This is a genomic window from Aquiflexum lacus (assembly GCF_015476655.1).
Taxonomy (GTDB): Bacteria; Bacteroidota; Bacteroidia; order Cytophagales; family Cyclobacteriaceae; genus Aquiflexum; species Aquiflexum lacus.
Map to the genome: position 1 here is coordinate 44327 of NZ_JABFHF010000005.1, position 25081 is coordinate 69407.

General features: G+C 39.6%; 23 protein-coding genes. 12 read left to right on the forward strand and 11 right to left on the reverse strand.

Annotation, left to right across the window (positions count from 1 at the left end):
• Positions 1 to 101 precede the first annotated feature (101 nt).
• The gene (locus tag HMJ38_RS06300) at positions 102 to 275 is read left to right on the forward strand and encodes a hypothetical protein (protein ID WP_194973526.1); all 174 of its coding nucleotides are present in this window, start codon (positions 102 to 104) and stop codon (positions 273 to 275) included.
• Positions 276 to 375: 100 nt separating this feature from the next.
• Here HMJ38_RS06300 and HMJ38_RS06305 read toward each other — a convergent pair whose 3' ends face one another.
• On the reverse strand, positions 376 to 1392 hold the full coding sequence (locus HMJ38_RS06305) for an RNA ligase (ATP) (RefSeq protein ID WP_194973527.1): 1017 nt from the start codon (positions 1390 to 1392) through the stop codon (positions 376 to 378).
• Positions 1393 to 1657: 265 nt separating this feature from the next.
• On the opposite strand from HMJ38_RS06305, the gene HMJ38_RS06310 reads away from it, so the two are divergent.
• Positions 1658 to 2263 carry a nitroreductase family protein gene (locus tag HMJ38_RS06310; RefSeq protein WP_194973528.1) on the forward strand — a complete coding sequence of 202 codons (606 nt, stop codon included), beginning with the start codon at positions 1658 to 1660 and terminating at the stop codon, positions 2261 to 2263.
• Positions 2264 to 2371: 108 nt separating this feature from the next.
• Here HMJ38_RS06310 and HMJ38_RS06315 read toward each other — a convergent pair whose 3' ends face one another.
• On the reverse strand, positions 2372 to 2902 hold the full coding sequence (locus tag HMJ38_RS06315) for a DinB family protein (RefSeq protein WP_194973529.1): 531 nt from the start codon (positions 2900 to 2902) through the stop codon (positions 2372 to 2374).
• Positions 2903 to 2987: 85 nt separating this feature from the next.
• Here HMJ38_RS06315 and gldD point away from each other — a divergent pair, with 85 nt between their 5' ends.
• Entirely contained in the window at positions 2988 to 3563 is a 576-nt protein-coding gene (gldD, locus tag HMJ38_RS06320; RefSeq protein ID WP_228779921.1) for a gliding motility lipoprotein GldD, read from the forward strand.
• A gap of 104 nt (positions 3564 to 3667) precedes the next feature.
• Here gldD and HMJ38_RS06325 read toward each other — a convergent pair whose 3' ends face one another.
• The gene (locus tag HMJ38_RS06325) at positions 3668 to 5443 is read right to left on the reverse strand and encodes a sodium:solute symporter family protein (protein ID WP_194973531.1); all 1776 of its coding nucleotides are present in this window, start codon (positions 5441 to 5443) and stop codon (positions 3668 to 3670) included.
• Between the two features lie 639 nt (positions 5444 to 6082).
• On the opposite strand from HMJ38_RS06325, the gene HMJ38_RS06330 reads away from it, so the two are divergent.
• From HMJ38_RS06330 to HMJ38_RS06340, 3 genes are all read left to right on the forward strand, one after another.
• Positions 6083 to 7021 carry a UDP-glucuronic acid decarboxylase family protein gene (locus tag HMJ38_RS06330; protein ID WP_194973532.1) on the forward strand — a complete coding sequence of 313 codons (939 nt, stop codon included), beginning with the start codon at positions 6083 to 6085 and terminating at the stop codon, positions 7019 to 7021.
• 97 nt (positions 7022 to 7118) lie between these two features.
• The gene (locus HMJ38_RS06335) at positions 7119 to 8150 is read left to right on the forward strand and encodes a phosphotransferase enzyme family protein (RefSeq protein WP_194973533.1); all 1032 of its coding nucleotides are present in this window, start codon (positions 7119 to 7121) and stop codon (positions 8148 to 8150) included.
• 497 nt (positions 8151 to 8647) lie between these two features.
• The gene (locus HMJ38_RS06340; RefSeq protein ID WP_228779922.1) at positions 8648 to 9277 is read left to right on the forward strand and encodes a mechanosensitive ion channel family protein; all 630 of its coding nucleotides are present in this window, start codon (positions 8648 to 8650) and stop codon (positions 9275 to 9277) included.
• A 207-nt stretch (positions 9278 to 9484) separates the two neighbouring features.
• Here the strand turns inward: HMJ38_RS06340 and HMJ38_RS06345 are convergent, their stop codons facing one another.
• A complete protein-coding gene (locus HMJ38_RS06345) occupies positions 9485 to 11554 on the reverse strand; it encodes a protein-disulfide reductase DsbD family protein (RefSeq protein WP_194973535.1) in 2070 nt (689 codons plus the stop codon).
• Positions 11555 to 11670: 116 nt separating this feature from the next.
• Positions 11671 to 13059, reverse strand: a complete 1389-nt coding sequence (locus HMJ38_RS06350) for a dipeptidase (protein ID WP_194973536.1) — start codon at positions 13057 to 13059, stop codon at positions 11671 to 11673.
• A gap of 216 nt (positions 13060 to 13275) precedes the next feature.
• Here HMJ38_RS06350 and HMJ38_RS06355 point away from each other — a divergent pair, with 216 nt between their 5' ends.
• The 4 genes from HMJ38_RS06355 to HMJ38_RS06370 all read left to right on the forward strand — a co-directional run bounded on the left by HMJ38_RS06355 (position 13276) and on the right by HMJ38_RS06370 (position 16519).
• On the forward strand, positions 13276 to 14793 hold the full coding sequence (locus tag HMJ38_RS06355) for a zinc-binding dehydrogenase (protein ID WP_194973537.1): 1518 nt from the start codon (positions 13276 to 13278) through the stop codon (positions 14791 to 14793).
• A 23-nt stretch (positions 14794 to 14816) separates the two neighbouring features.
• Positions 14817 to 15107 carry a nucleotidyltransferase family protein gene (locus tag HMJ38_RS06360; protein WP_194973538.1) on the forward strand — a complete coding sequence of 97 codons (291 nt, stop codon included), beginning with the start codon at positions 14817 to 14819 and terminating at the stop codon, positions 15105 to 15107.
• A gap of 114 nt (positions 15108 to 15221) precedes the next feature.
• The gene (gene vapB / locus HMJ38_RS06365) at positions 15222 to 15422 is read left to right on the forward strand and encodes a type II toxin-antitoxin system VapB family antitoxin (protein ID WP_194973539.1); all 201 of its coding nucleotides are present in this window, start codon (positions 15222 to 15224) and stop codon (positions 15420 to 15422) included.
• Positions 15422 to 16519, forward strand: a complete 1098-nt coding sequence (locus HMJ38_RS06370; RefSeq protein ID WP_194973540.1) for a glycoside hydrolase family 130 protein — start codon at positions 15422 to 15424, stop codon at positions 16517 to 16519. Before vapB ends, HMJ38_RS06370 begins: the two co-directional genes overlap by 1 nt.
• 11 nt (positions 16520 to 16530) lie before the next feature.
• Here the strand turns inward: HMJ38_RS06370 and HMJ38_RS06375 are convergent, their stop codons facing one another.
• Positions 16531 to 17253, reverse strand: a complete 723-nt coding sequence (locus HMJ38_RS06375; protein ID WP_194973541.1) for a class I SAM-dependent methyltransferase — start codon at positions 17251 to 17253, stop codon at positions 16531 to 16533.
• 151 nt (positions 17254 to 17404) lie between these two features.
• On the reverse strand, positions 17405 to 18073 hold the full coding sequence (locus HMJ38_RS06380; protein WP_194973542.1) for a class I SAM-dependent methyltransferase: 669 nt from the start codon (positions 18071 to 18073) through the stop codon (positions 17405 to 17407).
• 190 nt (positions 18074 to 18263) lie between these two features.
• Here HMJ38_RS06380 and HMJ38_RS06385 point away from each other — a divergent pair, with 190 nt between their 5' ends.
• Entirely contained in the window at positions 18264 to 19634 is a 1371-nt protein-coding gene (locus tag HMJ38_RS06385) for an exopolysaccharide biosynthesis polyprenyl glycosylphosphotransferase (protein WP_194973543.1), read from the forward strand.
• Here HMJ38_RS06385 and HMJ38_RS06390 read toward each other — a convergent pair.
• Positions 19631 to 20542: a universal stress protein gene (locus HMJ38_RS06390; protein ID WP_194973544.1), complete on the reverse strand. Its 912-nt coding sequence runs from the start codon at positions 20540 to 20542 to the stop codon at positions 19631 to 19633. The two genes, HMJ38_RS06385 and HMJ38_RS06390, sit on opposite strands and share 4 nt — an antisense overlap.
• Positions 20543 to 20674: 132 nt before the next feature.
• On the opposite strand from HMJ38_RS06390, the gene HMJ38_RS06395 reads away from it, so the two are divergent.
• Complete coding sequence (locus HMJ38_RS06395; protein WP_194973545.1) at positions 20675 to 21226, forward strand: 2'-5' RNA ligase family protein; 552 nt, start codon at positions 20675 to 20677, stop codon at positions 21224 to 21226.
• Positions 21227 to 21717: 491 nt separating this feature from the next.
• On the opposite strand, the gene HMJ38_RS06400 is transcribed toward HMJ38_RS06395, so the two are convergent.
• From HMJ38_RS06400 to HMJ38_RS06410, 3 genes are all read right to left on the reverse strand, one after another.
• Entirely contained in the window at positions 21718 to 22131 is a 414-nt protein-coding gene (locus HMJ38_RS06400; RefSeq protein ID WP_194973546.1) for a GxxExxY protein, read from the reverse strand.
• A 693-nt stretch (positions 22132 to 22824) separates the two neighbouring features.
• Complete coding sequence (locus HMJ38_RS06405) at positions 22825 to 23949, reverse strand: glycosyltransferase (RefSeq protein WP_194973547.1); 1125 nt, start codon at positions 23947 to 23949, stop codon at positions 22825 to 22827.
• A complete protein-coding gene (locus HMJ38_RS06410) occupies positions 23942 to 25081 on the reverse strand; it encodes a glycosyltransferase family 4 protein (RefSeq protein ID WP_194973548.1) in 1140 nt (379 codons plus the stop codon). The genes HMJ38_RS06405 and HMJ38_RS06410 overlap by 8 nt, the downstream gene beginning before the upstream one ends.

Consider the following 25081-nt stretch of genomic DNA (forward strand, 5'->3'; position numbering starts at 1 on the left):
TTGAGAGCTAATTTTTCTTCAACCGATTTAAAAATGTATTGGGGTGAACTGATTGGAGATAGAATTTATTATTTTTATGAAACTCGACTAGAATTTCAATTATGAAAAAGCAAAAAGTATTGGACACCGTGAACGAGCTCCCTCAAGAATTCGATTTGGAGGAGTTGATTGAGCGATTGATATTGATCGAAAAAATTGAAAATGGCTTGGAACAGTTGGATGGAGGAAAATCAGTGAGTCATAACGAAGTGAAAGAAATTATCAAAGAATTTTGATTGAAGTTGTCAGAATTCAACATTCTTCAAAACCACTTCGGAAAATTTATTTTTTTTTTGCTTGAAAGAGACTTAAGTTTTATTTGACAGATTTCAACAATCACTCCCCATACTTAATTAAAAACTCAGGATTAATAGCTTTAAAGCTGACTCTTCCCGTGTTGAAACTTTCAATAGACAGTAGCAGATCCATTTTTTCCAAATGTGGACGGATGACAATTCCTTCAGCCCATACATCTTTGCAGATCAGACTTTTGACAGTGGCTTTTTTGACAATGGCCTCAATGTCATTTTCAAGTTTATAGTCAGCTTCCATAATCGGCACAATGGGCAGATCCAATTTTTCCATCAGATCCAAAAATTCCTGATAGGGTAAATATTCAAACCTGTCAATATCAAATGCATTGAAAATCCGGACTGTTTGTCCCCGAAGTCGGAGCTTGTTGTCCTGAATGCCTTCACCGATCAACTCACCCTGAATGGCAATGTTTTTTTTGATACTCCTTAACTTTTCCTCTATATTCAATTCCCGGGCTACCTTCCAAAAGCTGTTCTCATCATCTTCATACAGTTCCATATTCCTGCTGCAAACGCCAAATTCATTGTCTTTTACGAAATAGGTAGCTGAACTGCCATCAAGTTTTTCGCTGACATAGCAGGATACGCCTTGGTACTTGTCCAGGACTTTTTGCAGGATCTGTACCCTGGTCTCATCAGTTTTTGGGATAAAGGAAGGAAACTTACCTTTTACTTTTCCGCTGAGATAGGCTGGAATAGGTGGTTCATATTTGGTGATTCCGAGGATTTCGGTCACATCCAAGTCTTCCTCAGGTGTGATGTGATCAGGTAAAATGGTCAGTGGAAAACAAATTCCCTGTGAGACCTGTCCTCTTAACCTGATTGTCCTGATACGCATCCCACGAGGTTTCAAAAATTCGAATTCAGGCCTGTCAGGCAACAAACTGTCTATTTCACAATAAACGGCCAAATCTCCCACCTGATATTCCCCTTTTTTCACCACCAATTGCCAACCCAAGACAGTAGCTTTTTCTATGGCATCTGCTCCTTCGATTGGTTCCAGGGATTTGATCCTTTGAATGCTAGCAAGTTTTCTCATTTCATCTAATTCATTTTAGTAAAAATAAAACACCAATTCGATCTTGGGTATGAAATTACAATTTTAATTCTTCTACCAAGAATGGATTACATATTTTAAGTTTGTAGTGCCGGTCAATGAAATAGTGTTCCTACTGAAAACTGAACACTTCCAACTGATACTACCGACTGATCACTAAAAACTGAACATTGCCGAATAAAAAAGGAAACCATTTTTTCATAATTCGCATTTAGAAATCTTATAGAATCAATCAAAAATCACCAAAATGGAAAAACCTGATTTTAATATCGAAGAAGTAAATAAAATCATCCGTGGGCGTAGATCCATGTTCGTAGCGCAGTTCAAAGAAAACGATCCTGTTGAAGATGTCATCATTCAGGAAATGTTGGAAAATGCCAATTGGGCACCAACGCACAAATTAACAGAACCCTGGAATTTCAAAGTTTTTACAGGGGAGGGGTTGAAAAAATTCGCTGATTTTCAGGCTGAAACTTACAAAGAAAGAAGTACAAAAACAGGTAATTTTATCGAACCTACTTACCAAAAACTCAAAGAAAATCCACTTAAAGCTTCGCATGTAATTGCCATCATTATGAAGCGGGATCTGAAAGCCAATCTTCCTGTTATGGAAGAAATAGCCGCAGTGGCGATGGCTGTTCAGAATATGTACCTTACTGCTTCCGCGCATGGCTTGGCTGCCTATTGGGGAACAGGCGGACCAACATTTTGGCCTGAAGCAAAGCCTTGGTTTGGTTTGGAAGAAGAGGACATGCTGATGGGTTTCTTCTATGTAGCCAAACCTGCCACAGACAGATGGCCAATGGGAAAAAGGAGACCTGTTGGGGAGAAAGTGGAGTGGGTTAGAGGGTGAATTTAGATTTTAGATTTCAGATTTTAGAATATAAAAAACCCGGCAAATCTGAGATATGTCCGGGTTTTTGTAAATCTAAAATCTACCTTCTAAAATCTAAAATTTTTCTCACATAGCCCTAAACCTAGGTGGCTCGATACCATTTGAGCGGATGTAAGAAATGGCAGCGCCTCTATGATGCGTGGTGTGGTCATCAATCAATGCCAAGGCCTGTCTTCTTGTGGCCGAGTTGCCAAAGACATCAACCGATTCTCCCATTTGGGCATCGGACAATTTTGAGGCTGTGGCTTTCACATAATCATAGCAATTGGCAACGAATGCTTTGATGTCAGCTTTAGAGGTTGGTTTGGCGCTCAAATCGAAACTGGGCTTGTCACCGTTCAGGAATCTTTGACTCATTCCTGCCATTGCTGCTGACAAATGGACGATTTGATCAGTAAAGCTCATGGCAGATTCATGTGGCTTGTATGCCAGTAAATCATCCGGCATTTTATCCACTACTTCAAGGGTAAACTGCTTTCCGTTTTCCCACTTGGCCACAAACTCAGCCATGTTGTTTTGCGCATAGGAGATGGTCTGAATAAATAAAAATGCCATCATACCCATTACAATTGCGAAATTTTTTTTCACATTTTTCATAATTAGTGTTTTTAAAGTTTCTATAAATATCCATTATCCAAGATTCAAATCAAACCAATTTGATAACTTTGGGGCCATGTTAAGAATGAAAAGAATTTTCTTTGGACCGCTTGTTCTCTTCTTGCTATATTCATGTGGAGGAGATTTTCTACCTAAACCAAAAGGATATAATAGAATTGATCTGCCGGAAAGGGGATTTATTTCGCTTGAGGAAGGAAAGCCTTATACCTTTGAATATTCCAAAAACGCCTCGGTTGAACCCGATTCTTTTAATTTGGCAGAGAAAAGCTGGATAAACTTGAATTACAAGGATTTGGGAGGAAAGGTGCACTTGACCTATTTACCTTTGGATACAAAAGGGAAAGACTTGAAGACAGTGATGAATGATGCGATCAATCTTACGGCAAAGCATCAGATCAAAGCTTATGGCATAGAAGAATCAGTTTTGCTCACTCCAAAGGGATATACCGGTGTGGTGGCGGAATTAAGTGGCGAGGTTCCGACACAGTTTCAGTTTTTTGTGACTGATTCGACAAGCAATTTTTTAAGGGGTGCGCTCTATTTCAATACGTCTATGAAAAATGATTCTTTGGCTCCGGTTATTGAATATATCAAAGTGGATTTGATCCATTTGATCAATACTTTGGAGTTTAAAAACTAAAGGAAATTGGTATCAATGAGTTTTGTTCTCCAGCCAAAGACTGTGAAATCATCGAGATTTTTAAAATTGATTAAAAAAAACGATTCACTAAATAGTCATCAAACCTATCTCATTTTTTTCCAGCTCTTAATGATAATTATCCCTCCGACTATCGCGATGACGGTTGCTATGGATGCTGAAACCACATTACCATATATCCAGAATCCTACGGCAAATAAAGTAGCATAAACCATCACAGACCCCACCAACATCAAGCCGATTTCCATAGGTAATTGACCCTGTTCCTGTTTTTCGGCGGGATACCTGTCCAAAAGTTTTTTCCAGCCAAAAGCAGCTGGACGAACTTTTCGGTAAAAGGACAGGAGAATAGCATCTTTTTCGGGCTGCGTGAATATGGTGACTAAAATCCAACCGATAGTGGTAACTCCAACTCCATAAAGCAATTTGAGGTAATCCTGATTTTCAGGAATACTGATCCACTGCATTTTTGGGTTGATGCTTTCAAAGAAAATAGCCACGACAAATGAAATGACCATTGCCGAGATTTCTGTATAGGCATTGATCCGCCACCAAAACCATCTGAGAATGAATATGGCACCTGTACCAGCACCAATCTGTAAAAGGATATTGAAAGCCTCTAAAGCATTGGAAAGTGCCAATGCCAGAAATGCAGCCAAGACCATCAAAAGCACTGTGGATATCCTGCCTACTAGCACTAACTCCTTGTCAGTAGCCTGAGGTTTTAAGAATCGTAAGTAAAAGTCATTGACGACATAAGAAGATCCCCAGTTTAGGTGCGTGGAAAGTGTGGACATTACCGCGGCAATTAATGAGGCGAGTACAATTCCTATTAAACCCGTGGGCAGGAAAGTCAACATGGCAGAATATGCCAGATCATCACCAAGTTTATCGACGGGTATATGGGGAAATGCAGCCTGCATATCTGATATATTCGGGAAAATAATCAGTGAAGCAAGTGCGATGATAATCCATGGCCAGGGCCTCATTCCATAGTGGGCAATATTGAAAAACAAGGTTGCACCTATGGCATTTTTTTCATCCTTGGCAGAAAGCATCCTTTGTGCAATATATCCACCGCCTCCAGGCTCTGCACCGGGATACCAAGTAGCCCACCATTGAATAGCCAACGGCATAATCAATAAAGGAATGACCATGTTCCAATCATTGAAATCAGGAAGAAAATCCAATTTTCCAGCTACATTTTCATGGGTCAACAGGTTATCCAAAGAACCGATCTCCGGCATGTCCAAAATATAAATAGCTGCACCAATGGCGCCTGCCATGGCTATGAAAAACTGAAAAAAATCAGTCAGTAAAACGCCTTTCAGTCCACCCAACGAACTGTAGATAACTGTGACAACACTTGCAATCAACAAAGTTTCAATCGGACTTAAACCCAACATAACCCCGCCGATTTTGATTGCTGCCAAGGAAACGGTGGCCATAATGACCACATTGAAGAAGACCCCTAAGTACAGTGCTCGGAAAGCCCTCAAGAATGCAGCAGGTTTTCCGCCATATCTTAATTCATAAAACTCCAAATCGGTAGTAACTTCTGAACGTCTCCAAAGCTTTGCATAAACAAACACTGTCAACATCCCGGTCAGCAAAAAAGCCCACCATACCCAGTTTCCGGAGACGCCATTTTTTCTTACAATATCTGTCACCAAGTTTGGTGTATCTGCCGAAAATGTAGTGGCAACCATTGAAACACCCAAAAGCCACCAAGGCATATTTCTTCCAGACAGGAAAAACTCTTTGGCTGATGATCCTGCTTTTCTTGAAGTAAAGACCCCAATCAGCATTGAAATCATAAAGAATGCTGCAATAATGGCCCAGTCAATAAAAGAAATGTTCATAGTTCGTCGGGTTAGTTAGGCTTATATTAATTTAAAGTTTATTAAAAATTTCAAATTAGATTAATAAACTTCTTTAATAAATTTTACTAATGTAAAAAAAGAATAAGTAAATGCAAAGTAAGAAATAAAGCAATTTGTAAAATGGTTATCCGCCTCTTTGTCAGTAACCCAATATTTCACTACAACTAGGTCCCCTGCCTGACCGGTAGGCAGGGAAGTCGGATGTCAGAAGTAATAGACATTTCACCTTCCTTGCGAGAATGATATCAAATACCATTTTTCTGGCATCCTTACGTATATACATGTTTTTAATAAGAGTAATCGAAACCTGATAATGAATAATACTCAAATGTTAATGAATTCTTTCAATATTTAGTCAATACTTATATCCTAAAATTTGGATGGGAAAATATTTTAGTATTTTCGTGAGTCAAAAGATATTATAATTGTAAAATATTTGGGAAGTGCTTTTTCATGCAAGCTTTCAATATAGGACTTTGTTGGATGTTTATCTCTTTTGAATTACAAATTATATGCAGATTTGGCCCTTGATTATAAATTATATGACAGGGAAGGATATGAAAATTGACTTCGATTATTGAATAAAATTAAAATTTTAACTTTTTTTTAAACACACTTATGAAAAGAATATTAGTTACCGGTGGCGCAGGATTTCTGGGGTCTCATTTATGCGAACTTTTGTTGAATGAAGGACACGAAGTTTTGTGTGTGGACAATTTGTTTACAGGCAGGAAAGTCAATATCCATCACTTGTTGGATAATAAGAACTTTGAATTCATGAGGCATGACGTGACCTTTCCATTATTTGTGGAAGTTGATGAGATTTACAATTTGGCCTGCCCGGCAAGTCCTGTTCATTATCAATTTGATCCTGTTCAGACCACCAAAACGAGTGTGATCGGGGCGATTAATTTGTTGGGATTAGCCAAACGCTTGAAAATAAAAATTTTGCAGGCAAGTACATCGGAAGTTTACGGAGATCCTGAAATACATCCACAGCCTGAATCTTACAAAGGTTCGGTGAGTACTACAGGTATTCGTGCCTGTTATGATGAAGGAAAAAGATGCGCTGAAACGTTGTTCTTCGATTACCACAGACAACATAAGGTAAATATTAAGGTCATGAGGATTTTCAATACTTATGGTCCAAGGATGCATCCCAATGATGGTAGGGTTGTCAGTAATTTTATTGTTCAGGCCTTGAAAGGGGCGGATATTACCATGTTTGGTGACGGCAAGCAAACAAGGAGCTTTTGTTATGTGGATGACCTTATCAATGGGATGCATTTATTAATGAATTCTAGGGATGGGTTCACCGGACCGGTCAACATTGGTAATCCAGGGGAGTTCACGATGCTTGAGTTAGCAGAAAAAATCATTTTACAAACAGGTAGTAAGAGTAAAATAAAATTTTTCCCTTTGCCACAAGATGATCCTATGCAAAGAAAACCGGTCATCGATTTGGCAAAAAAGGAATTGGGTTGGGAACCGAAAATCAAGCTTGATGAGGGTTTGGCTAACACTATCTCTTATTTTAGAAAAGAACTTGACCTTTAATTGATATAGAAGTTGAGGAACATTAGGGGGTTGAAATCAATAGGATTTCAATCCTCTCTTTACTTAAGCTGAGCGTAAAATCAACCCAAAAGCAAATATGAAACACCCTTCATTTTTGACACAACTCAAGGATGTTTATGGGTTGCAACTACTTGGAGCTCAAATCCAAAGATTCGGTGATGGACATATCCATCAGACCTTTTTGATTGAAGACGGGGTACGTCAATATATTTTACAACAGTTCAACAATTCGGTTTTCAAAAATCCAGAAAGGATTTCCCATAACCTTGGGATCCTCTTGGATCAAATAAATGCCAACGAATTACCTTTTGAACTACCTCTTCCGATACCAAATTTGAAAGGGGAGCTTTTTACAGTCATAGATGGAGATTATTTTAGGTTATCCCCTTTTATAAAAGGGAAATGTATCAACGAGGTCAACAATTCTCATCAGGCCTTTATGGCTGCAAAAGCATTTGCCCAATTCATCAAAGCCGGAAGTCATATAGATGCTTCATTATTTCAGGAAGTGATTCCCGGTTTCAATAACCTTGAGCTGCGGTATGAGCAATTGTTGGATGCCTTAAGCAGCACAAAGAGGAGTGTTTCCGGCGAATTGAAAATATTGGTAGATTTTTATTTATCTCAAAAGGATTTGGTCGAAGAATACCTGATTTGGAAAAAGAAGCTTCCTTTAAGGCTTACCCACAACGATACTAAAATCAATAATCTGATTTTTTCGGAGGATTTAACCAAAGTGAATGCAATCATTGATTTGGATACTTTGACAGCCGGCTATGTATATTATGATTTTGGGGATTTGGTCAGGACTGTGGCCTGTACAGAGTCCGAAAGTTCTACAAACTGGAATAATATTGCTGTTGATCAAGCCAAATATGATGCGCTGTTCAATGGTTTTTTGGAAATTGGTGCTGGGACCTTTACTGGAGAAGAAATCCAATCTCTTTCCTTCGGGGGAAAAATGATGACCTGTATTATGGGTTTCAGGTTTTTGGCCGATTATCTGAACGGAAATATTTATTACACCATTCACTACGGGGAGCAAAATCTTCACAGGTCCAAGAACCATATGTATTTGTTAAAAGCATTGAGAAAGATGTGCCCTTAAAGTAAGATTTGTTGATCTTGGAATTAATTCAGCGAAGTAAATTTTCCTTTCCTCATATGCATTGATTATATTAATCGATGAAAGAGAGATTTTTGCTGTTTTGTTTAGTAGCATAATTTTTGGTGAAAATTCTTTGAAGTTCCAATTGGCCCAAGATTTCCTTCCATTTCTAAGACTAAAAAAAAATCAAGATGAAACATTACAAGCTTATTCTTAGCGCCATAGTTACGATCATATTTATCCTTGTGAAACCAATTGTCGCTTACTTTTTTGATATTACTAATGCTTTTTATTCAATACTATACAATTATAGTTCTATCCTGGTCACAATTAGTTTTACATGGTTTTTAATTCAATTAATTAAGACCTTAAAAACAACCTACTTAAAGAGATATGATATAGAAAAAGAAGATAATCTGGTTTCACGAAAAAAGTATACTCAAATAAATATTTTAGAAAGAGTCGTCATTTTTGTAATCGTTTTATTTGCGGTCGGAATGGTTCTACTATCATTTGAGAGTATCAGGAAAGTTGGTATAGGCCTGTTTGCCTCGGCAGGCGTAGCAGGAATAATAATAGGGTTTTCGGCCCAAAAAGCAGTCGGTACTTTGTTGGCAGGGATACAAATTGCAATTACCCAACCTTTTAGAATTGAAGATGCAGTGTTGGTAGAAAATGAGTGGGGTTGGATTGAGGAAATCAACCTGACCTATGTAGTGGTAAGGATTTGGGACAAAAGGAGGTTGGTTTTGCCCACTACGTATTTTTTGGAAAAGCCCTTTCAAAACTGGACAAGAACCTCTGCTGATATCATTGGATCAATTTTTTTATACACGGATTATACCATTTCTATCCAAGCCTTGAGGGATGAACTCACAAGGTTATTGAATGAAACGCCGCTTTGGGACAAAAAAGTAAATGTACTTCAGGTTACCGATTCCAAAGAGACCACCATGGAATTAAGAATTCTGGTTAGTGCTAAAAACTCACCAACAACATGGGACTTAAGGGTTCATATCAGAGAAAAGTTGATTGAATTTATTCAAAAGAATTACCCGGAAAGCCTTCCAAAAACAAGATTGGTTTTTGAAAATGGGGAAAGGAATCCTAGCAAACTTGAAGGGTAATTCAAACTTTGTCAAAAAAAATATGGATGTACACAATTTTTGCCAGAAGATTGGACATCCATGTTAATTCTCGTCTGAGGTTTGAAATGCCCGATACATCGGTCATCCGACTTCGGTCTTCCCTGCCTACCGGACAGGCAGGCGTCCCGATTGAAAAAGAATATAGGGTTACTGGCAAAGAAGAGTATATCCATAAAAAAAATCAGGTTACCGTCTCCCAAACTCGCTTTTGGCTTCCTCCAGGAAATTCACAAAATTCTGGATATTGGTGTCGTAGGCCTTTGGTTTGATCAGCAGTTCTTCATTGTGGTCCAAAATCACATAATATGGCTGGGCATTGTTGTTGAATCTGGTGATCTGAAAATCGGCATTTTGTTTCCCAATGGTTTTTTTCTCCTTACCATCATATTCCGAAACAAACCATTCAGACTCAGGCAACTCATATCGCTCATCAATATAGAGGGCCACCATCACAAAGTCATTTTTCAGTCTATCCAAAACAAGGGGATCGGACCAAACTCTGGCCTCCATTTCACGGCAGTTGACACATCCATGGCCGGTGAAATCAATAAAAAGTGGTTTTCCTGATCTTTTGGCAGCAGCCAAAGCTTGATCGTAATCGAAGTATCCTTGAATGCCATGTGGGAAATGCAGGAAGTCTGCATATTTTGGAATATCGTCCAATTTACTCTCACTGGACGCTATACCCCTATTTTCCATCACATTAAAGTCATGGGTTGCCATTGGAGGTAAATACCCACTCAAAGCTTTTAAGGGAGCTCCCCAAAGTCCGGGAATCAGATAAACAACAAACACAAAAGTAGAAATAGCCAACATCAACCTTGGAACACCTATGTAATCCATAGGACTGTCATGTTTGGTTCTGATCTTGCCAAGCAAGTAGAGTCCTAACAAGAAGAAAATCACGATCCAAATGGCGATATAGATATCTCTGTCCAATAATCCCCAATGGTAAACCTGATCGGCTACGGATAGGAATTTGAAAGCCAAAGCCAGTTCCAGGAAACCTAAGACTACTTTGACGGAATTCAGCCATCCTCCTGATTTCGGCAAGGAATTCAGCCATTCAGGAAATATGGCAAATAAGGTGAATGGGATGGCAAATGCCAATGAAAAGGCAAACATCCCTGCAATCGGTGTGATAAAATCTCCACCAGCTGCTTTGATAAGAATTGATCCGACGATTGGACCTGTACAGGAGAAAGAAACCAATACCAAAGTAAAGGCCATAAAGAAAATCCCGGTCAAGCCACCTTTATCTGCTTTGGCATCAATCTTATTTACAAATCCACTTGGCAGAGTCAGTTCGAACATACCAAGGAAAGCAAATGCAAAGAAGATGAATATCAAAAAGAAAAAGACATTTGGTGCCCAATGGGTCGATAGCCAATTGGCAAATTCAGGCCCTTGGATTGCAGCTACCGCTGTACCTGCAATGGTATAAATGCCAATGATTGATAAGCCGTAGATAGATGCATTCCTGATGCCTGAAATCCTGGATTTGGACCTTCCGGTAAAGAAAGTCACTGTCATCGGAATCATGGGAAACACGCAGGGAGTCAGCAAAGCTGCCAAACCAGCCAAAAATGCTATAAACATAAAACCCAATAAGCCGCCCTGACTCTCATCTTCATTGATGTCAATATATGTTCTTTCTTCAGGTTCCGAAATTGAGATCGTTTCTGATACCTCAGCATCTTCGGTTTCTGTGACTTCTTGATTTACTGGTTCATCCACTTTTTCTTCAACAGCTTGCGAAGCGGTGGAAGTCGCGGAAGGCTTGGCAGCTGCTTTCAGTGTAAAGTCTTCTTCAAAAGGGATGCACTGACCTGTCACATCCGTACACATCTGATAATCAATAGAACCTACGAGGTTAATATTTTCTGCTGTGAGTTTTATTTGCTGCTCAAAGGTGCCATTCCCGATAAAGTAGGTAACATCACCTTCCCAGATTTCATCATATTTTTTTCTGGGATTGATGGCTTTCAGGCTTCCAACCAATTCGATGCCCTCGGATTTGCTGAGCACCAATTCAGTTAACATGGGTCCCAAGTCAGGATCAAAGTCATTGGAGTAGATATACCAGTCTTTGGGGATTTGGGCTTTGAATACCAATTTAACCTCATCACCTACTTTAAAATCCTTCTCTTCAATTTGGATATTCCATTTTGGAGGTGAAATGATCTGGGTAAAGCCAGCGGTACTGTAAACTAATAAAAAGAAAAGAATCAGTAATTGTCTAAGATATTTTGCCATTTCGGTGGGATATAAGCGCAACTGATTGTTAAAGGAGATTTTATTGGAAATAGTTCAGTGATTAAATTCTTGGAGGGGTACCAAGATTCCTTGGTACCCCTCCAAGAATTTAAATGTTATTTGGTAGCTTCTGATTTGAAGTGTTTGAAGAATAAGGCGATGGTTTCAATGCCCATGAGGTAATTTTTTATGCCGTAATGTTCATTTGGGGAATGTAGGGCATCGGTATCCAACCCAAAGCCCAATAAAATCGGGTCAAGGCCAAGTTCTTTTTGGAAAAGGGAACAAATGGGTATTGAACCTCCTTCTCTTGTTGGAATGGCCTTTTTTCCAAAAGCTTCCTGAATGGCAAGGTCTGCGGCGCGGTATCCAGGAGTCTCTGTAGAAACCACTGCAGGGGCACCACCATGATGGGGGATTACTTTTACCTTCACGGATTTTGGCGCAATGGATTTGAAATGATTTTCAAACAGTTTGGCAATTTCTTTATGGTCTTGATCGGGTACCAAACGCATGGAGATTTTTGCATAGGCTTTGGAAGGCAATACTGTTTTTGCTCCTTCGCCTGTATATCCTCCCCAAATACCATTGACATCCAAGGTTGGTCGAATGCCGACTCTCTCTACCGTAGTGTAGCCTTTTTCACCATGAACATCAGCCACATCAAGTTCTTTTTTGTAAGCCTCTAAATCAAATGGGGCTTTGTTCAACTCATCTCTGTAGGATTTGGAGTATTCTTCCACTTTGTCATAAAACCCAGGTATGGTAATGTGGTTGTTTTCGTCCTGCAGAGAAGCAATCATTTTGCAAAGGATATTGATGGGATTGCCGACAGCCCCGCCATAAGTCCCGGAATGTAAGTCCCTATTTGGCCCCGTTACCTCTACCTGCATATAAGCCAATCCTCTCAAACCTACTGTGACTGAGGGATGCTCCAATGAAATCATATGGGTATCGGAGACGACCACCACATCGGCTTTCAGTTTTTCTTTGTTCTCCTTTACAAAAATATCAAGATTTTCAGAACCCACTTCTTCCTCACCCTCAATCATGAATTTGACATTGCAGGCCAAAGAATTATTTGCCATCATGGCTTCAAAGGCTTTGACATGCATATAGAACTGTCCTTTGTCATCAGCAGAACCACGGGCAAAGACAGCTCCTTCAGGATGCCTTTCGGTATTTTTGACGACAGGCTCAAAAGGGGGTGAATCCCAAAGTTCATAAGGGTCGGCAGGCTGCACATCGTAGTGCCCATAGACCAAGATGGTCGGTAACGATGGGTCGATGATTTTTTCTCCATACACAATCGGATATCCGGCTGTCTGACAGATCTCCACCTTGTCGGCACCTGCTTCAACCAATCTCTCCTTTACAAATGCTGCCGCAGCAAAAACATCTTCTTTAAATTTGGGATCGGCACTCACGGATGGAATGCGCAATAAGTCAAAAAGCTCGTTTAAAAATCTTTCTTTGTTGGATTCGATATAGTTTTTTACTGACATATTTGTTGTAATAAGTCCCGCAAAACTTGTCCCGATTAGTTCGGGAGACACTAAGGCGCAAAGAACAATTTTAATACCTTCAAAAATGTTTGATCAATAATAAAATTTTTTGGAGTTCCTTGACAATCCTAATTTTGCAGGAGGTTGAGTTGTATATGGGTTCAAAATTACGTTTTAATTGAGGAATTGCCTATTTTAACAAAAAAACTTTTGCCTATGAAAGCCATCCTTTGCCAACAGCATGGAACCCCTGAAACCCTTGTCTATTCTGACATTCAAGATCCTGAACCCAATGAAAATGAAGTTGTCATTCAGGTCAAAGCTTGTGCGGTCAATTTTCCCGATGTGTTAATCATTCAGAATAAATACCAGTTTAAACCTGAGTTACCTTTTTCTCCGGGTGGTGAAGTTTCGGGAATTATCGAAAAAGTAGGGTCAGGTGTAAAACATTTAAAGGTAGGACAACGGGTATTGGCTTTATGCGGATGGGGTGGTTTTGCGGAAAAGGTGAAGGTGAGTACTGACAGGGTTTTTCCTATTCCTCCTCAAATGGATTACTTGACAGCCGCTTCAACCCTTTACACCTTCGGCACTTCCTATCATGCACTAAAGGATCGTGCACAAATTAAATCGGGTGAAACCTTGTTAATTTTAGGTGCTTCAGGTGGAGTGGGTTTGGCAACTGTTGAGTTGGGTAAAGTAATGGGCGCAACAGTTATTGCAGCCGCTTCGACAGCTGAGAAGCTAGCTGTATGTAAGGATAAAGGTGCTGATTTTTTGATCAATTATGATACCGAAGATTTGAAGAAAAAAATAAAGGAGTTGACTGGGGGAAAGGGTGTGGATGTGATTTTGGATGTGGTTGGCGGTAAATATGCAGAACCTGCTTTACGTGGAATGGCTTGGAAAGGAAGGTATTTGGTGGTGGGGTTTGCAGCAGGAGATATCCCAAAGCTGCCTTTCAATCTTTCTTTGTTAAAAGGCTGTTCAATAATGGGGGTTTTTTGGGGAAGGTTTTCAACAGAAGAGCCAAAACAGAATCAACAGAATATCATGGAACTGGTAGGCATGATCCAATCCGGAAAAATCAGTCAGTATATTTATAAAGAATATTCCTTGGAGGAAGCACCTCAGGCCTTGCAGGATATGATGGATAGGAAGGTGGTTGGGAAGGCGATGGTGGTTTTTGAAGAAGCAAGAACCAAGAGACAAGAACCAAGACTGGATTCGAGAAGCGAGAAGCGAGAGGCGAGGGACGAGAATTGGGAAGATCGAAAAGTGGTGTTTGGGTCGGTGGGGGATTTGAGGAGAGGGGTTGGGAAATCATTGGGTAGGAGTGGATGGACGACGGTCAGTCAGGAGGTCATACAGAAATTTGCGGATGCAACGGAGGATTTTCAGTGGATCCATGTGGATACTGAAAAAGCCAAGGCCCTGATTCCGGGAGGCAAAAATCTGGCTCATGGGTATCTGACCCTTTCTTTGGTCCCTAAGCTCCTTTATGAAATTCTTCCTTTGGAAGGAGTACAAATGGCATTGAATTACGGGACGAACAGTGTACGTTTTCCTGCTCCTGTGTATTCCGATGATAAGGTCAGGTTATCCGCCACATTGTCCAAGGTGGAAGAAGCCCCCGATGGCAGCATCAAGCTCTTTGTCCATGCAGAAATGGAATCCGATTCGGCTTCGAAGCCGGTTTGTGTGGCTGAGGTTATTACTTTGGTGAGGTTTTGATTTAATATGATTAAATTTATAAAATGAAAACCTTGAAGGAAATCAAATTTATTTTGGAAAGGGAGAAAATAATGCTCTTTCAAAAGTACCCGATTCAGAGTTTGGGGATATTTGGTTCATATGCTAGAGATGAACAAACTGCACTCAGTGATGTGGACTTGCTAGTGGCATTCCATGATCAAATCGGAAGTGGATTTTTTGATCTGGCAGAGGAATTAGAGGATTTGCTTGGGGTGAAGGTAGATCTGGTTTCCAGAAATGGGATAAAGGAGAAATATTTTTTGGCTATTAAGGACGATTTGGCTTATGTCTAAACGAGATAATGATCTACTCTTACAAGATATAATTGAAGCTGCCCAAAAAATCTTAAGATATAACCAAGATCTTAGCTTTGAATCATTTAAATTTATCTAAATAAAAAAAGATCCATGAATATCAAATCACTTCAAGCCAAAATCGAAAATCTTCCGCCGGACTTGCAAAAAGAGGTTGAGATTTTTCTTGATAATCTTTTAAAAAAGAAAACTGATATAAATAAACCAAAGCCTGTATTTGGCTCAGCAAAAGGAGAAATCGTTATTTCCCCAGATTTTGACGAACCATTAGAGGAACTTTCTCAACTTCAATAATGAAACAAATAATCATTTTCGTTGGATTTTTTCTAATCTCACTCCCAACGCTCGCCCAAGAAAAACCCTGGATGCTTGGCCCTTTTGAAAGGGCTGAAAATGCCCAGCCCATTATTTCCCCAACTGACCTAACATCTTGGCAGGACCCCATGAGCGGGAAAGTAGTTAAATGGGAATCCATGGCTACTTTCAATCCAGCAGCCATTGTCAAAGATGGCAAAATCCATGTCCTTTACAGGGCAGAGGAAAAACTCGGTGAACTGGAAATCGGTGGACATACTTCCCGTTTGGGTTTGGCGGTTTCGGAAGATGGGGTGAATTACACAAGGATGAAGGAACCTGTCTTTTTTCCTACCGATGATAATCAAAAAGAATTTGAATGGACAGGAGGTACAGAGGATCCGAGAATTGTGGAAACTGAAGATGGTCTGTATGTGCTTACTTATACGCAGTGGAACAGAGAATATCCCCGTTTGGCTGTGGCAACTTCCAAGGACATGCAGACCTGGGAAAAGCATGGCCCGATTTTCAAGGATTTCAAAGACGGCAAGTACCATAATCAGGAAACCAAATCCGGGGCGATTGTAACCGAATTAAAAGATGGGAAACTCGTGGCTGTCAAAATCAATGGCAAATACTGGATGTATTTTGGAGTACCGCATATTTGGTTGGCTACTTCTGATGATTTGATTCATTGGGAGCCTTTGGAGACCATTGATGGGAATTTGGCTCCTGTCCTCAGCCCAAGATTAGGATTTTTTGATTCCTGGTTGGTGGAGGCCGGTCCACCACCGGTGCTGACCAAAGATGGTATTGTTGTGCTTTACAATGCCGGAAATCAGCAATCCTTAGGTGTGAAGAATTTGGGCAACAGGTTATACACAGGTGGTCAGGCCCTGTTTGACAAAAATGAACCTTGGAAATTACTGGACCGCACCAATCAGCCATTTATCAAACCCGAACTTCCCTTCGAGAAATCCGGTCAATATGTGGATGGGACTACTTTTGTGGAAGGGTTGGTGTATTTCAAAGACCGGTGGTACTTATACTATGGGACGGCGGACTCCATGGTAGGAGTGGTGACTTGGAAGCCTTAAATTTGTTCTTTTTAATACAGACTCAAAATGGTTTCACAATAGGAAGCCGGTTGAAGGTTGATGATTTTTTTGGGGTCGGATTTCATGTCGCTATAGCTTAATTGATTGATCTTATCAAACAATTCCTCATCAACACTAAACTCGCGGGAGGTCGGGGCAGTTTTGAACCGAACATATCCAAGACCATAATCGGTATCTATCACTCCGACATCCAATAGGTTGGGATATTTTTCCAATAGGTAAGCCATGCTCTTCCACACATCTCCACACCATTCACCTGTCCAACCCTTCGCTTGTTGCTGTTGTTCTTCTGTAGGAAAAATGTCCGCATAAATAGAGGCCGCTTCATGTGGAGGATAACAATCGTGTAGGATAATGATGCCATCATTACTCAAATACACCAAGGAATGCAACACGTCATGTAAAGCCCCTCTGAAATTGTGGAGCCCATCTACCAAAACCACATCCAATTGCTCTAAGTTTTGGAGGTAAGCTTTTTGTGAATCAAAAAACACATCACTCTCAAGCGTAAAATACCTAGCTTTGCTGTTGGCAGGCCATTTAAAGAGCCATTTGAACCTTCTACCTAAAGGGATTTTAAAAACAGGATCTACGGCAGTTTTATTTTTGGCCCGGATAGGCAGAAATGATTTGCCTGTTTGGCAACCTATTTCAAGGTAGTTTTCAAATTCTGTTTTTTGAAATATTTTCTGAATCAATTCAATTCTATCCATGGGATTGCCTTAAGTTGTTTTGACTATGAAGAATGATGCAAATAGGGATAATTTAAGCTAACTATCAATCTGTTGAATACTTTTAGCTCAAGAAATGGGGCATTTTTTGAATACTTACTATACCTGTGTTACCAAAAAGATCAGCGCGTGATTAAAAATTATACGCAGTTACGGATTTAGTCATGTTTGCTAACTTCTCCCTATAAATCTCAGCTCCCGGAAACAATTCCTTCATTTCACTGATTGAAAGCAGCCTGATTTCATCCAAATACTGTTGGGCATATTCAGGTTTCCAACGCATGCCTCTGCTGAGTTTGGTCTTAGTCAGGATAAAATAGATCAATTTTTTTGGCAAATATTGTGCATAAGGCAAAGCATAATGTGCCTCTATAAAAAACCGCCTATTTGGGGTCTGAACCCAATATTTTTTACCGACTCGGATGATCTCTTTGGCCATCTTTTCCTGGTTTTCCCAAGTGTAAAGATGTTCGATGACTGAGTTGGAAAACACCAGATCAAAACTTTTGTCGGCGTATTCGGAAAGGTTTGTCGCATCTCCCGATACGGCATGAAGTCCTGGAGTAGTTATTTCCTCTTTTTCAAGATTGAGTAAAGTGATTTCTACCAAGCCCTTTTTCAGTAATTCTTTGTCTTTCCAAAAATAAGCCATCCCTCCAATATCAAGGATTCGAATGGGGAATTCATTTCCAAAGTGTTTATGTATCAAACCTTCAAAAAATCTATACCTATTATTTCTGAATTTATCACCTAATGAGCCCTTTTGATCAGAGGATGCCAACAAGGTTTTTAAATTAATCATTTTTAAATGTAAGTCTTTGGCGCAAAGATATCTGTTTTAGCAAATTAATTACTTGAAAATTGGTTGTGCATCGATAATCTTTTATAATTTTGCCAGCAATTCGGCATGATAAAAATAATTTCACTAAATCCTTCGCGAATAAATCTTTTGTGTATGAGGTACGTAATGGAATGGTAGATTTACGATTTTTATGAAAAAACGCTTATATAAATATTTTCCGTGGGTTTTCGTTTTAGGTGACATTGCGGCAGTATCTCTTTCCTTTTTTATCTCCACCTTCCTATTTCAGCACTTTTCTGATTTCAAAGGCTTGGATTTTTTGAATTTCCCTGTTTTTATTATGATATGGATGGTAATTACCATTCTGAAAGAAGACTTCAAATTTGAACGGACCAGCGAACCCAATCAAACTTTCAAAAAATTAATGGGTTCGCTTGCATGGTTTTTGGTGATTATTTCCATGATTTGGATGCCTTTTCATGACAATGCATTGAGGTTGCTTTCCTTTGTGTCTTTGGCGGCAATCCTGTTTTTTGTGCTTTTATTCTATAGAATTTCATGGCATTATTTTATCAAAAGACTGCATGTGCAAGGTTTTGATTTTAGGAAAGCAGTAATTATTGGCAGTGGGGGAATGGGAAATCGCCTTGAAGATGTATTTAAGTTAAGAAAAGATTTTGGGATTAAATTTTTGGGATATTACGATGATATTGAGAAAAGCACTAATACAAGGGGTAAGATAGAGTCCTTTTTTGAAGAGGCTGAGACTTTGGGTATAGACCTGATCTATATCAATGAATTTTTGGATAAAAAGATCATCAAAAAGGTAATTGCTTTTGCAGATGATCATTTTATCAAAGTTAAAATTATTCCCAGTGGAGCACTTCAACTGGAGAAAAATCTTTCTTTTTCCAGGTATGGGGACTTGACAGTCATCAATGTCAATGAGATTCCCTTGGACCATGTTGTACATAGGTTTCTTAAGCGCTCGTTTGATATTATTTTTTCGCTCTTCGTTATCATCTTTATTTTGAGTTGGCTGATACCATTGGTAGGTATTTTGATCAAGCTTGAATCCAAAGGTCCCATATTCTTTATTCAGGAAAGAAATGGCGTAAACAATAAAATATTTCTTTGTTTGAAATTCAGGTCTATGACCCCGAATGATTATGCGGATACGCATCAGGCGGTAAAAAATGATCCGAGAGTGACCAGAATCGGTTCATTTTTACGACATTCTTCTTTGGACGAAATGCCGCAATTCATCAATGTACTGTTGGGGGATATGTCCATTGTAGGACCAAGACCACACCCTATTCCAATCAACAAGGCTTTTAAGAATCAGATAGAAAAATACAATTCCCGCCACAAAATCAAGCCCGGGATTACAGGCTTGGCACAAGTGAAAGGATATAGAGGAGAAATAGAAAAACCCCATCAGATACGTTCAAGGGTTCGCTTGGATTATTTTTATATCCAGAATTGGACCTTGTTACTTGACCTTAAAATATGCATTCTAACTGTATATGAATTGGTATTAAACAGAAAAAATGCCTATTAAATCTTCATAAGCGCATCAAAGAAACTCATGGTTTCGCCTTTCTTTTTGAAGATCAACATGGGTACTTCATTATTTGCCTGAACAAGTTTTTCTGCGATACTGCCCAGTAGTACTGCTGCAGATGAGGTCCTGCCTCGACTACCCATCAGAATCAGATCTATATTCAATTCATTGGCTTTGTCTATAATGAACCTTCCTTCGTTTCCACTGTCATTGAGCACAAACATGCACTCAAATGGATTATGCGCATATTTTTCAAGAAATTTTTCGTAGTCATTCTTTGCATGAGACTTCATGATTTCGGCAAATTCATCAAATGATTTCCCTGTTTTGTAATAACCGGAAGGTACTTCGTACAAGTGCAGCCCAAATATGGTGGAGTTGAATTCTTCAGCTGCTTTTTCTGCAAATTGAAAAGTAAAGTGAGAGTGCGCCGAGAAATCCATTGGGACTAATATCCTTTCAGGAATTTTGATATTAACCAGTTCGGGGATAAACATGACCGAACATGGTGCTTTTTGGGCCAGTGATTTTGCCAATGAACCACTTCCTTCCAACACTTTTTTCCTGCCCATGATCATCAGATCAACATCTTTAATTTTAGCCCATCTCAGGACTGTGGACATGGGATTTCCCTCTTCCACTACAATTTCAATTTCTATGTTTTTAGGGAAATTACTTGATGCAAGCAGGGATTTAATCTCCGATTTAATGGCTTCATCAGCAGGGGCTACCAAGTCGGGGAAATTTTTTTTGACCTCTTCAGGAAGGGAAAGGTCTTTTGAAACATGGATAAAATATATCTTTTGTATACCAAGGATGCCGGATACAGCTGAAATTTTAGGGATGAGAATTTCATCCATTTCTGTAAGGTCCAAACCGACCATTGCCTTTTCAAAATTCTTCATATGAGCAACAATATTAATTGAATTTCAATTTACACTTTTAAAATTTTCTTTGGAATATTTGTTTTTACAATTTAATCGAAACTCTCCGAAATTTGACCACCTCCTTCTCTAAAAGCTTTATATTTGTTTTAAATGGCATATACTCAAGCAAAATATTTTTTGGCAATCGTACCTGAGGGACTTGTACAGCTGCAGGCTACGGCACTGAAAAACCTAATGAAAGAAAAGTTCAATCTGAAATACGCCCTCAAGTCGCCTGCACATATTACCTTGAAGATGCCCTTTCTATGGAATGAAAACAAAGAAGAGAAATTGGGGGATTTATTGGCGGGGTTTTGCAGGTCAATTGAACCTTTTAGTTTGAATTTGAACGGGTTTGATAAGTTTGGTAAGAGGGTTATTTTTATCCACGTGAAGAAGAATCAGGATCTCACCGATATTCAGCTATTATTGTCAAAATTTTGCAAGACAGAACTGAAATTGGTTGAAGAACTCAGTGACAGGGCTTATCATCCCCACATGACCATTGCCTTTAAGGACATCAAACCGAAATTATTCGATGCGTATTGGGCCTTTATCAAAACCCAAACATTCAAAGAGAAACTTGAGGTAAATGATATTGCTTTGTTGAAGAAAGTAGAGGGGAGATGGGAGGTGGTACGGAGGTTTGATTTGGGGAAATAAGTTGGTTCAAGTCTTCAGGCTTGGACCCCACAATTTAAGTCTTCAGACTTTATCACTTGTTACTTCCCACCAAAGTAAGGGATAGTGCGAACTTACCCCCCCCCCCCCCCCCCCTTTAGCTTTGATTTTTTTGATTACCACACAGAACATGTAGAGCACATAGCCTTTGAAGTAATGTTATTTTTGAAGCTATGTGTTCTATGCATCTATGTGGTAAAAGAACAAATTCCTCTGTGGTAAATTACACCTTCCCTGTTTTGGCGATTACCCACCTTCTCAATTAACCATCAAATTAGCCAAAACCTACTTGATCATTACTTTGTCATGCAATCGATAAACATGTCACCCTTTTAGGATGGAAAAACAATAATTACCACATAGAAACATAGAGCACATAGGACCCAATCAATATTGTGTTGAAATCAATATTTACCACATAGTAGAATAGAGCACATAGCACTGAATCAATATGTGGTAGAATAAATTGAAAGCTAATCTGGAAGCATCTCGTAGTGTTCATTCACAAAGGTTTTTTGACCATGGTGAAAAATATTAATCGAGTTAAAATTTATCAAAATCCCTTTAGGAGCCTTAAGTAATTTCATATAGGCCAAGGTTTGTGCGTGGAACAAGGGGATTACTTCTTGTACAGCTTTGATCTCCACAACCAATATATCTTCAATAAAGAAATCAAATACCAAATCCAGATCGACAAATTCACCTTTGTAGTCAAAGGGAATTTTGATCAGTTCTTTGAATTTTATATTCCTGAGATACAATTCCCGGGCAAGACATTTTTGATAAACTTTCTCCAAAAGACCTGGACCTAAAATCCTGTGGACTTCAATTGCAGCTCCAACAACATTGTAAGTTAATTTGTCAAGATACTCCTTCGACTTTTCCATATTTTAAAAATTTGAGGTTTAAAATCATTTCAGCTTTAATTTCCACAAAATATTGTCAAAAACATAGCCATTGAGGAAGTGTTTATTTTAACATTTTGAATGCTAGTAAAAAGTAAAAAACTATGTGTGCTATGCATCTATGTGGTAAAAAATTAAACCCTTGAGGTTATTTGATTACCACATAGAACATGTAGATCACATAGCTATTGAGGCAGTGTTTTTTAAGCCATTTCAAAGTAATGGAATAGTAAAACTATGTGCTCTATGTTTCTATGTGGTAACAAGCACAACCTTTGAGGTCTTCCTATCCGCGACGGCAGGACCTCGAAGGTTTTTTTTCAGGAATTGCTTTAATTTAAAAAAAGAAACATATCCTCACCCGAAAGACCTTCTCGGTTAAAAAAAAACCTCAAAGGTCTAACCCATCCAACCTTTGAGGTCTTCCCATCCGCGACGACAGGACCTCGAAGGATTTTTTTCAGGAAATTAGGTCAAAATTAAAAGAAACATATCACCACCCGAAAGACCTTCGCGGTTAAAAAAAAACCTCAAAGGTCGACACCCACAACCTTTGAGGTCTTCCCATCCGCGAAGCCAGGGCCTCGAAGGTTTTTTTCTGGTAATTAGGTCAAAATTAAAAGAAACATATCACCACCCGAAAGACCTTCGAGGTTGAAAAAAAACCTCAAAGGTCTAAGATTTCCTCAACCCCTCAAACACCTCCAAGTACCTATCGGTCACCCGATCCCAATTGTATTTGTCTGTCAATCCTGCTCTTGCGGTATCGCGGAGTTTCTGTATTTCTTCAGGGGACATTTCAGCTTTTTCAATCAATTTCGCAACCGAAGTCTTATTTTTTTCAAAAAACCATCCATGCTTTCCGTTCTGCAAGGTCTCCCGACTGAAGCGGGTATCCAGGGCGAGGATGGCACAGCCATAGGCCATAGCTTTGATCAGGGTAGGGTTGGTGCCGCCAAACTCATGTCCATGAAAATAGGCAAAGCAATTGTGGTATAGTGCTTTCAGTTCTTCGGGATCGGTGACATAACCTGTGAACAGCAGTCTATCATCTTTCATGTTCTTGAGTCGTATAGCATATTCATCCTGAAAGGGAACATCACCTACAATGACCAATTTTCTGGTTGAATCGGATTGTATAAATCCTTCTAGGATCAAGTCAGCATTGTTGTCAGGGATCATCCTGCCCACTATCAGGTAATAGCCTTCTTTTTCAAGTCCCCATTTTTCTATTTTCTTTGGATCAGATTCGTAAGAAGGATTGGCCCCGTAAGCAATGACGGTGGATTTGGCATTGAACAATTCTTCGTAGACTTTTTGCATTTCATCCGAATCATTGATGATGCGGTCGTAGAATTTGGTCGCCATACGAGAGGCAAACAGGAAATACTTCGCACCAATCCCTTTCCATTTTGGACGCAACCATTCCATTCCGTCCACATTGATGGCTGTCGGTTTTCTGAATAGCCTGGAGATGATTCCAAAAAGTCCATTTCCACTGTTGACCATAAAAATGACATCCACATCCGAAAAGCAGGCATGGATCATGGAAAAAAACGAATGGGTCAATTGTGCCAGGCTCTTTTGTTCAATGGCAGGCATGTAAACCAACTTGATGCCATTGACGGCTGTGGGTTTGTTTTTAAAAAGTGAGCGGTGGCAATAAACCCTAACTTCCACGCCTCTTTTTTGGAGTCGTTCCCCGAGTTCTTTAATCAAGGTTTCGTATCCACTATAGACATACGGATAGCCCCTTGATCCAAGTATGGCCACTTTCAGTGTTTGTTTCTCTTTAGTCATTTTCAAAAATCCTGACGAAATTGGATTGATAGGCCTCGGGCGAGAATTTTTCGAGAACCCGCTTTTTCCCTTTGATGCCCATTTCCAATCTCCTGCTTTTATCCAAAATCAATTTTTCAATCAATGTAGCTGCTTTGGCTGCATTGTCCCAATTCATCAAAAACCCTGTTTCCTCATCCAACAGCATCTCACATGCCCCACCATGGGCTGTCGCTACCACAGGTTTGGCAGAAGCCATGGCTTCCAGGATTACTGTGGGTAGCGGGTCAGGAAGGATGGAAGGCAATACGAAGATATCCAAACTTCGTAGAATTTCAGGAATGTCCTCCCGATAACCCAGATAAGTCACCTCTTTTTCCAAAGCCAAGGTTTTGATTTTTGCCAGCATCTCGGTTACAAAATGATCAGTCCCAGGATAGGCATCACCAACGATCAAAAAATGGATGTTTTGGTGCTTTTCCAACAGATTTTGGGCAATATCCAAAAAGTATAGCTGACCTTTCCAATGACTTACCCGTCCGATCATGCCGATGATGACTTTGTCTTCTCCAGATGGGATTTCATGAAGGATATTGGGACTGTCTTGCAAATAGGGGTCATAGTCAATGCCATTGTACAACAAAACCATCTTGGATGCATCGATCCATACTTTCCAACTGTCCCAAACTGCTTGGGACACGACCACTACCTGATCTGCATAGCGGTTGATCATTTTTCCCATTAAGAGGACAAACCACTTTGGGGAAACCAAGATCTCGTGCAGGTGCCAAATGTGTTTTGTGCCGGTATTTTTGGCTGCCAATGCACCCACTAGGACTGCTGCGGTATTGGAGTAGACATGGGTAATTTTCTTTTCTTTGATCAGGTTTTCCAAAAAGACATTTGCCTTTCGAATGGTCTTGGCCCTATTGATTAATCCTGATGGGTTGAAATATTTTCTTCTCAATATCCCCAGCTTATGCAAAAAGACCACGGCACCGCTTCCTTCCAACCCTTTTATCAATGGGCCATCTTCGGACAAAACAATGTACACCTCATGCCCAGCTGCTTTCAGTGCTGTTACGGATTTGAGGAAGATTTTGCTGGCACCATACAAGTCGGAAGAGCCATGAAGCATCAGAATCGAAGCCAT

Coding starts and splice junctions, on each gene's coding strand:
- HMJ38_RS06390 (WP_194973544.1), bottom strand. CDS start 20,542: ATGAAGAATTTTGAAAAGGCAATGGTCGGTTTGGACCTTACAGAAATG.
- gldD (WP_228779921.1), top strand. CDS start 2,988: ATGAAAAGAATTTTCTTTGGACCGCTTGTTCTCTTCTTGCTATATTCA.
- HMJ38_RS06360 (WP_194973538.1), top strand. CDS start 14,817: ATGAAAACCTTGAAGGAAATCAAATTTATTTTGGAAAGGGAGAAAATA.
- HMJ38_RS06375 (WP_194973541.1), bottom strand. CDS start 17,253: ATGGATAGAATTGAATTGATTCAGAAAATATTTCAAAAAACAGAATTT.
- HMJ38_RS06395 (WP_194973545.1), top strand. CDS start 20,675: ATGGCATATACTCAAGCAAAATATTTTTTGGCAATCGTACCTGAGGGA.
- HMJ38_RS06310 (WP_194973528.1), top strand. CDS start 1,658: ATGGAAAAACCTGATTTTAATATCGAAGAAGTAAATAAAATCATCCGT.
- HMJ38_RS06340 (WP_228779922.1), top strand. CDS start 8,648: ATGGTTCTACTATCATTTGAGAGTATCAGGAAAGTTGGTATAGGCCTG.
- HMJ38_RS06410 (WP_194973548.1), bottom strand. CDS start 25,081: ATGGCTTCGATTCTGATGCTTCATGGCTCTTCCGACTTGTATGGTGCC.
- HMJ38_RS06370 (WP_194973540.1), top strand. CDS start 15,422: ATGAAACAAATAATCATTTTCGTTGGATTTTTTCTAATCTCACTCCCA.
- HMJ38_RS06400 (WP_194973546.1), bottom strand. CDS start 22,131: ATGGAAAAGTCGAAGGAGTATCTTGACAAATTAACTTACAATGTTGTT.
- HMJ38_RS06300 (WP_194973526.1), top strand. CDS start 102: ATGAAAAAGCAAAAAGTATTGGACACCGTGAACGAGCTCCCTCAAGAA.
- HMJ38_RS06345 (WP_194973535.1), bottom strand. CDS start 11,554: ATGGCAAAATATCTTAGACAATTACTGATTCTTTTCTTTTTATTAGTT.
- HMJ38_RS06330 (WP_194973532.1), top strand. CDS start 6,083: ATGAAAAGAATATTAGTTACCGGTGGCGCAGGATTTCTGGGGTCTCAT.
- HMJ38_RS06315 (WP_194973529.1), bottom strand. CDS start 2,902: ATGAAAAATGTGAAAAAAAATTTCGCAATTGTAATGGGTATGATGGCA.
- HMJ38_RS06380 (WP_194973542.1), bottom strand. CDS start 18,073: ATGATTAATTTAAAAACCTTGTTGGCATCCTCTGATCAAAAGGGCTCA.
- HMJ38_RS06350 (WP_194973536.1), bottom strand. CDS start 13,059: ATGTCAGTAAAAAACTATATCGAATCCAACAAAGAAAGATTTTTAAAC.
- HMJ38_RS06335 (WP_194973533.1), top strand. CDS start 7,119: ATGAAACACCCTTCATTTTTGACACAACTCAAGGATGTTTATGGGTTG.
- HMJ38_RS06405 (WP_194973547.1), bottom strand. CDS start 23,949: ATGACTAAAGAGAAACAAACACTGAAAGTGGCCATACTTGGATCAAGG.
- HMJ38_RS06305 (WP_194973527.1), bottom strand. CDS start 1,392: ATGAGAAAACTTGCTAGCATTCAAAGGATCAAATCCCTGGAACCAATC.
- HMJ38_RS06385 (WP_194973543.1), top strand. CDS start 18,264: ATGAAAAAACGCTTATATAAATATTTTCCGTGGGTTTTCGTTTTAGGT.
- HMJ38_RS06325 (WP_194973531.1), bottom strand. CDS start 5,443: ATGAACATTTCTTTTATTGACTGGGCCATTATTGCAGCATTCTTTATG.
- vapB (WP_194973539.1), top strand. CDS start 15,222: ATGAATATCAAATCACTTCAAGCCAAAATCGAAAATCTTCCGCCGGAC.
- HMJ38_RS06355 (WP_194973537.1), top strand. CDS start 13,276: ATGAAAGCCATCCTTTGCCAACAGCATGGAACCCCTGAAACCCTTGTC.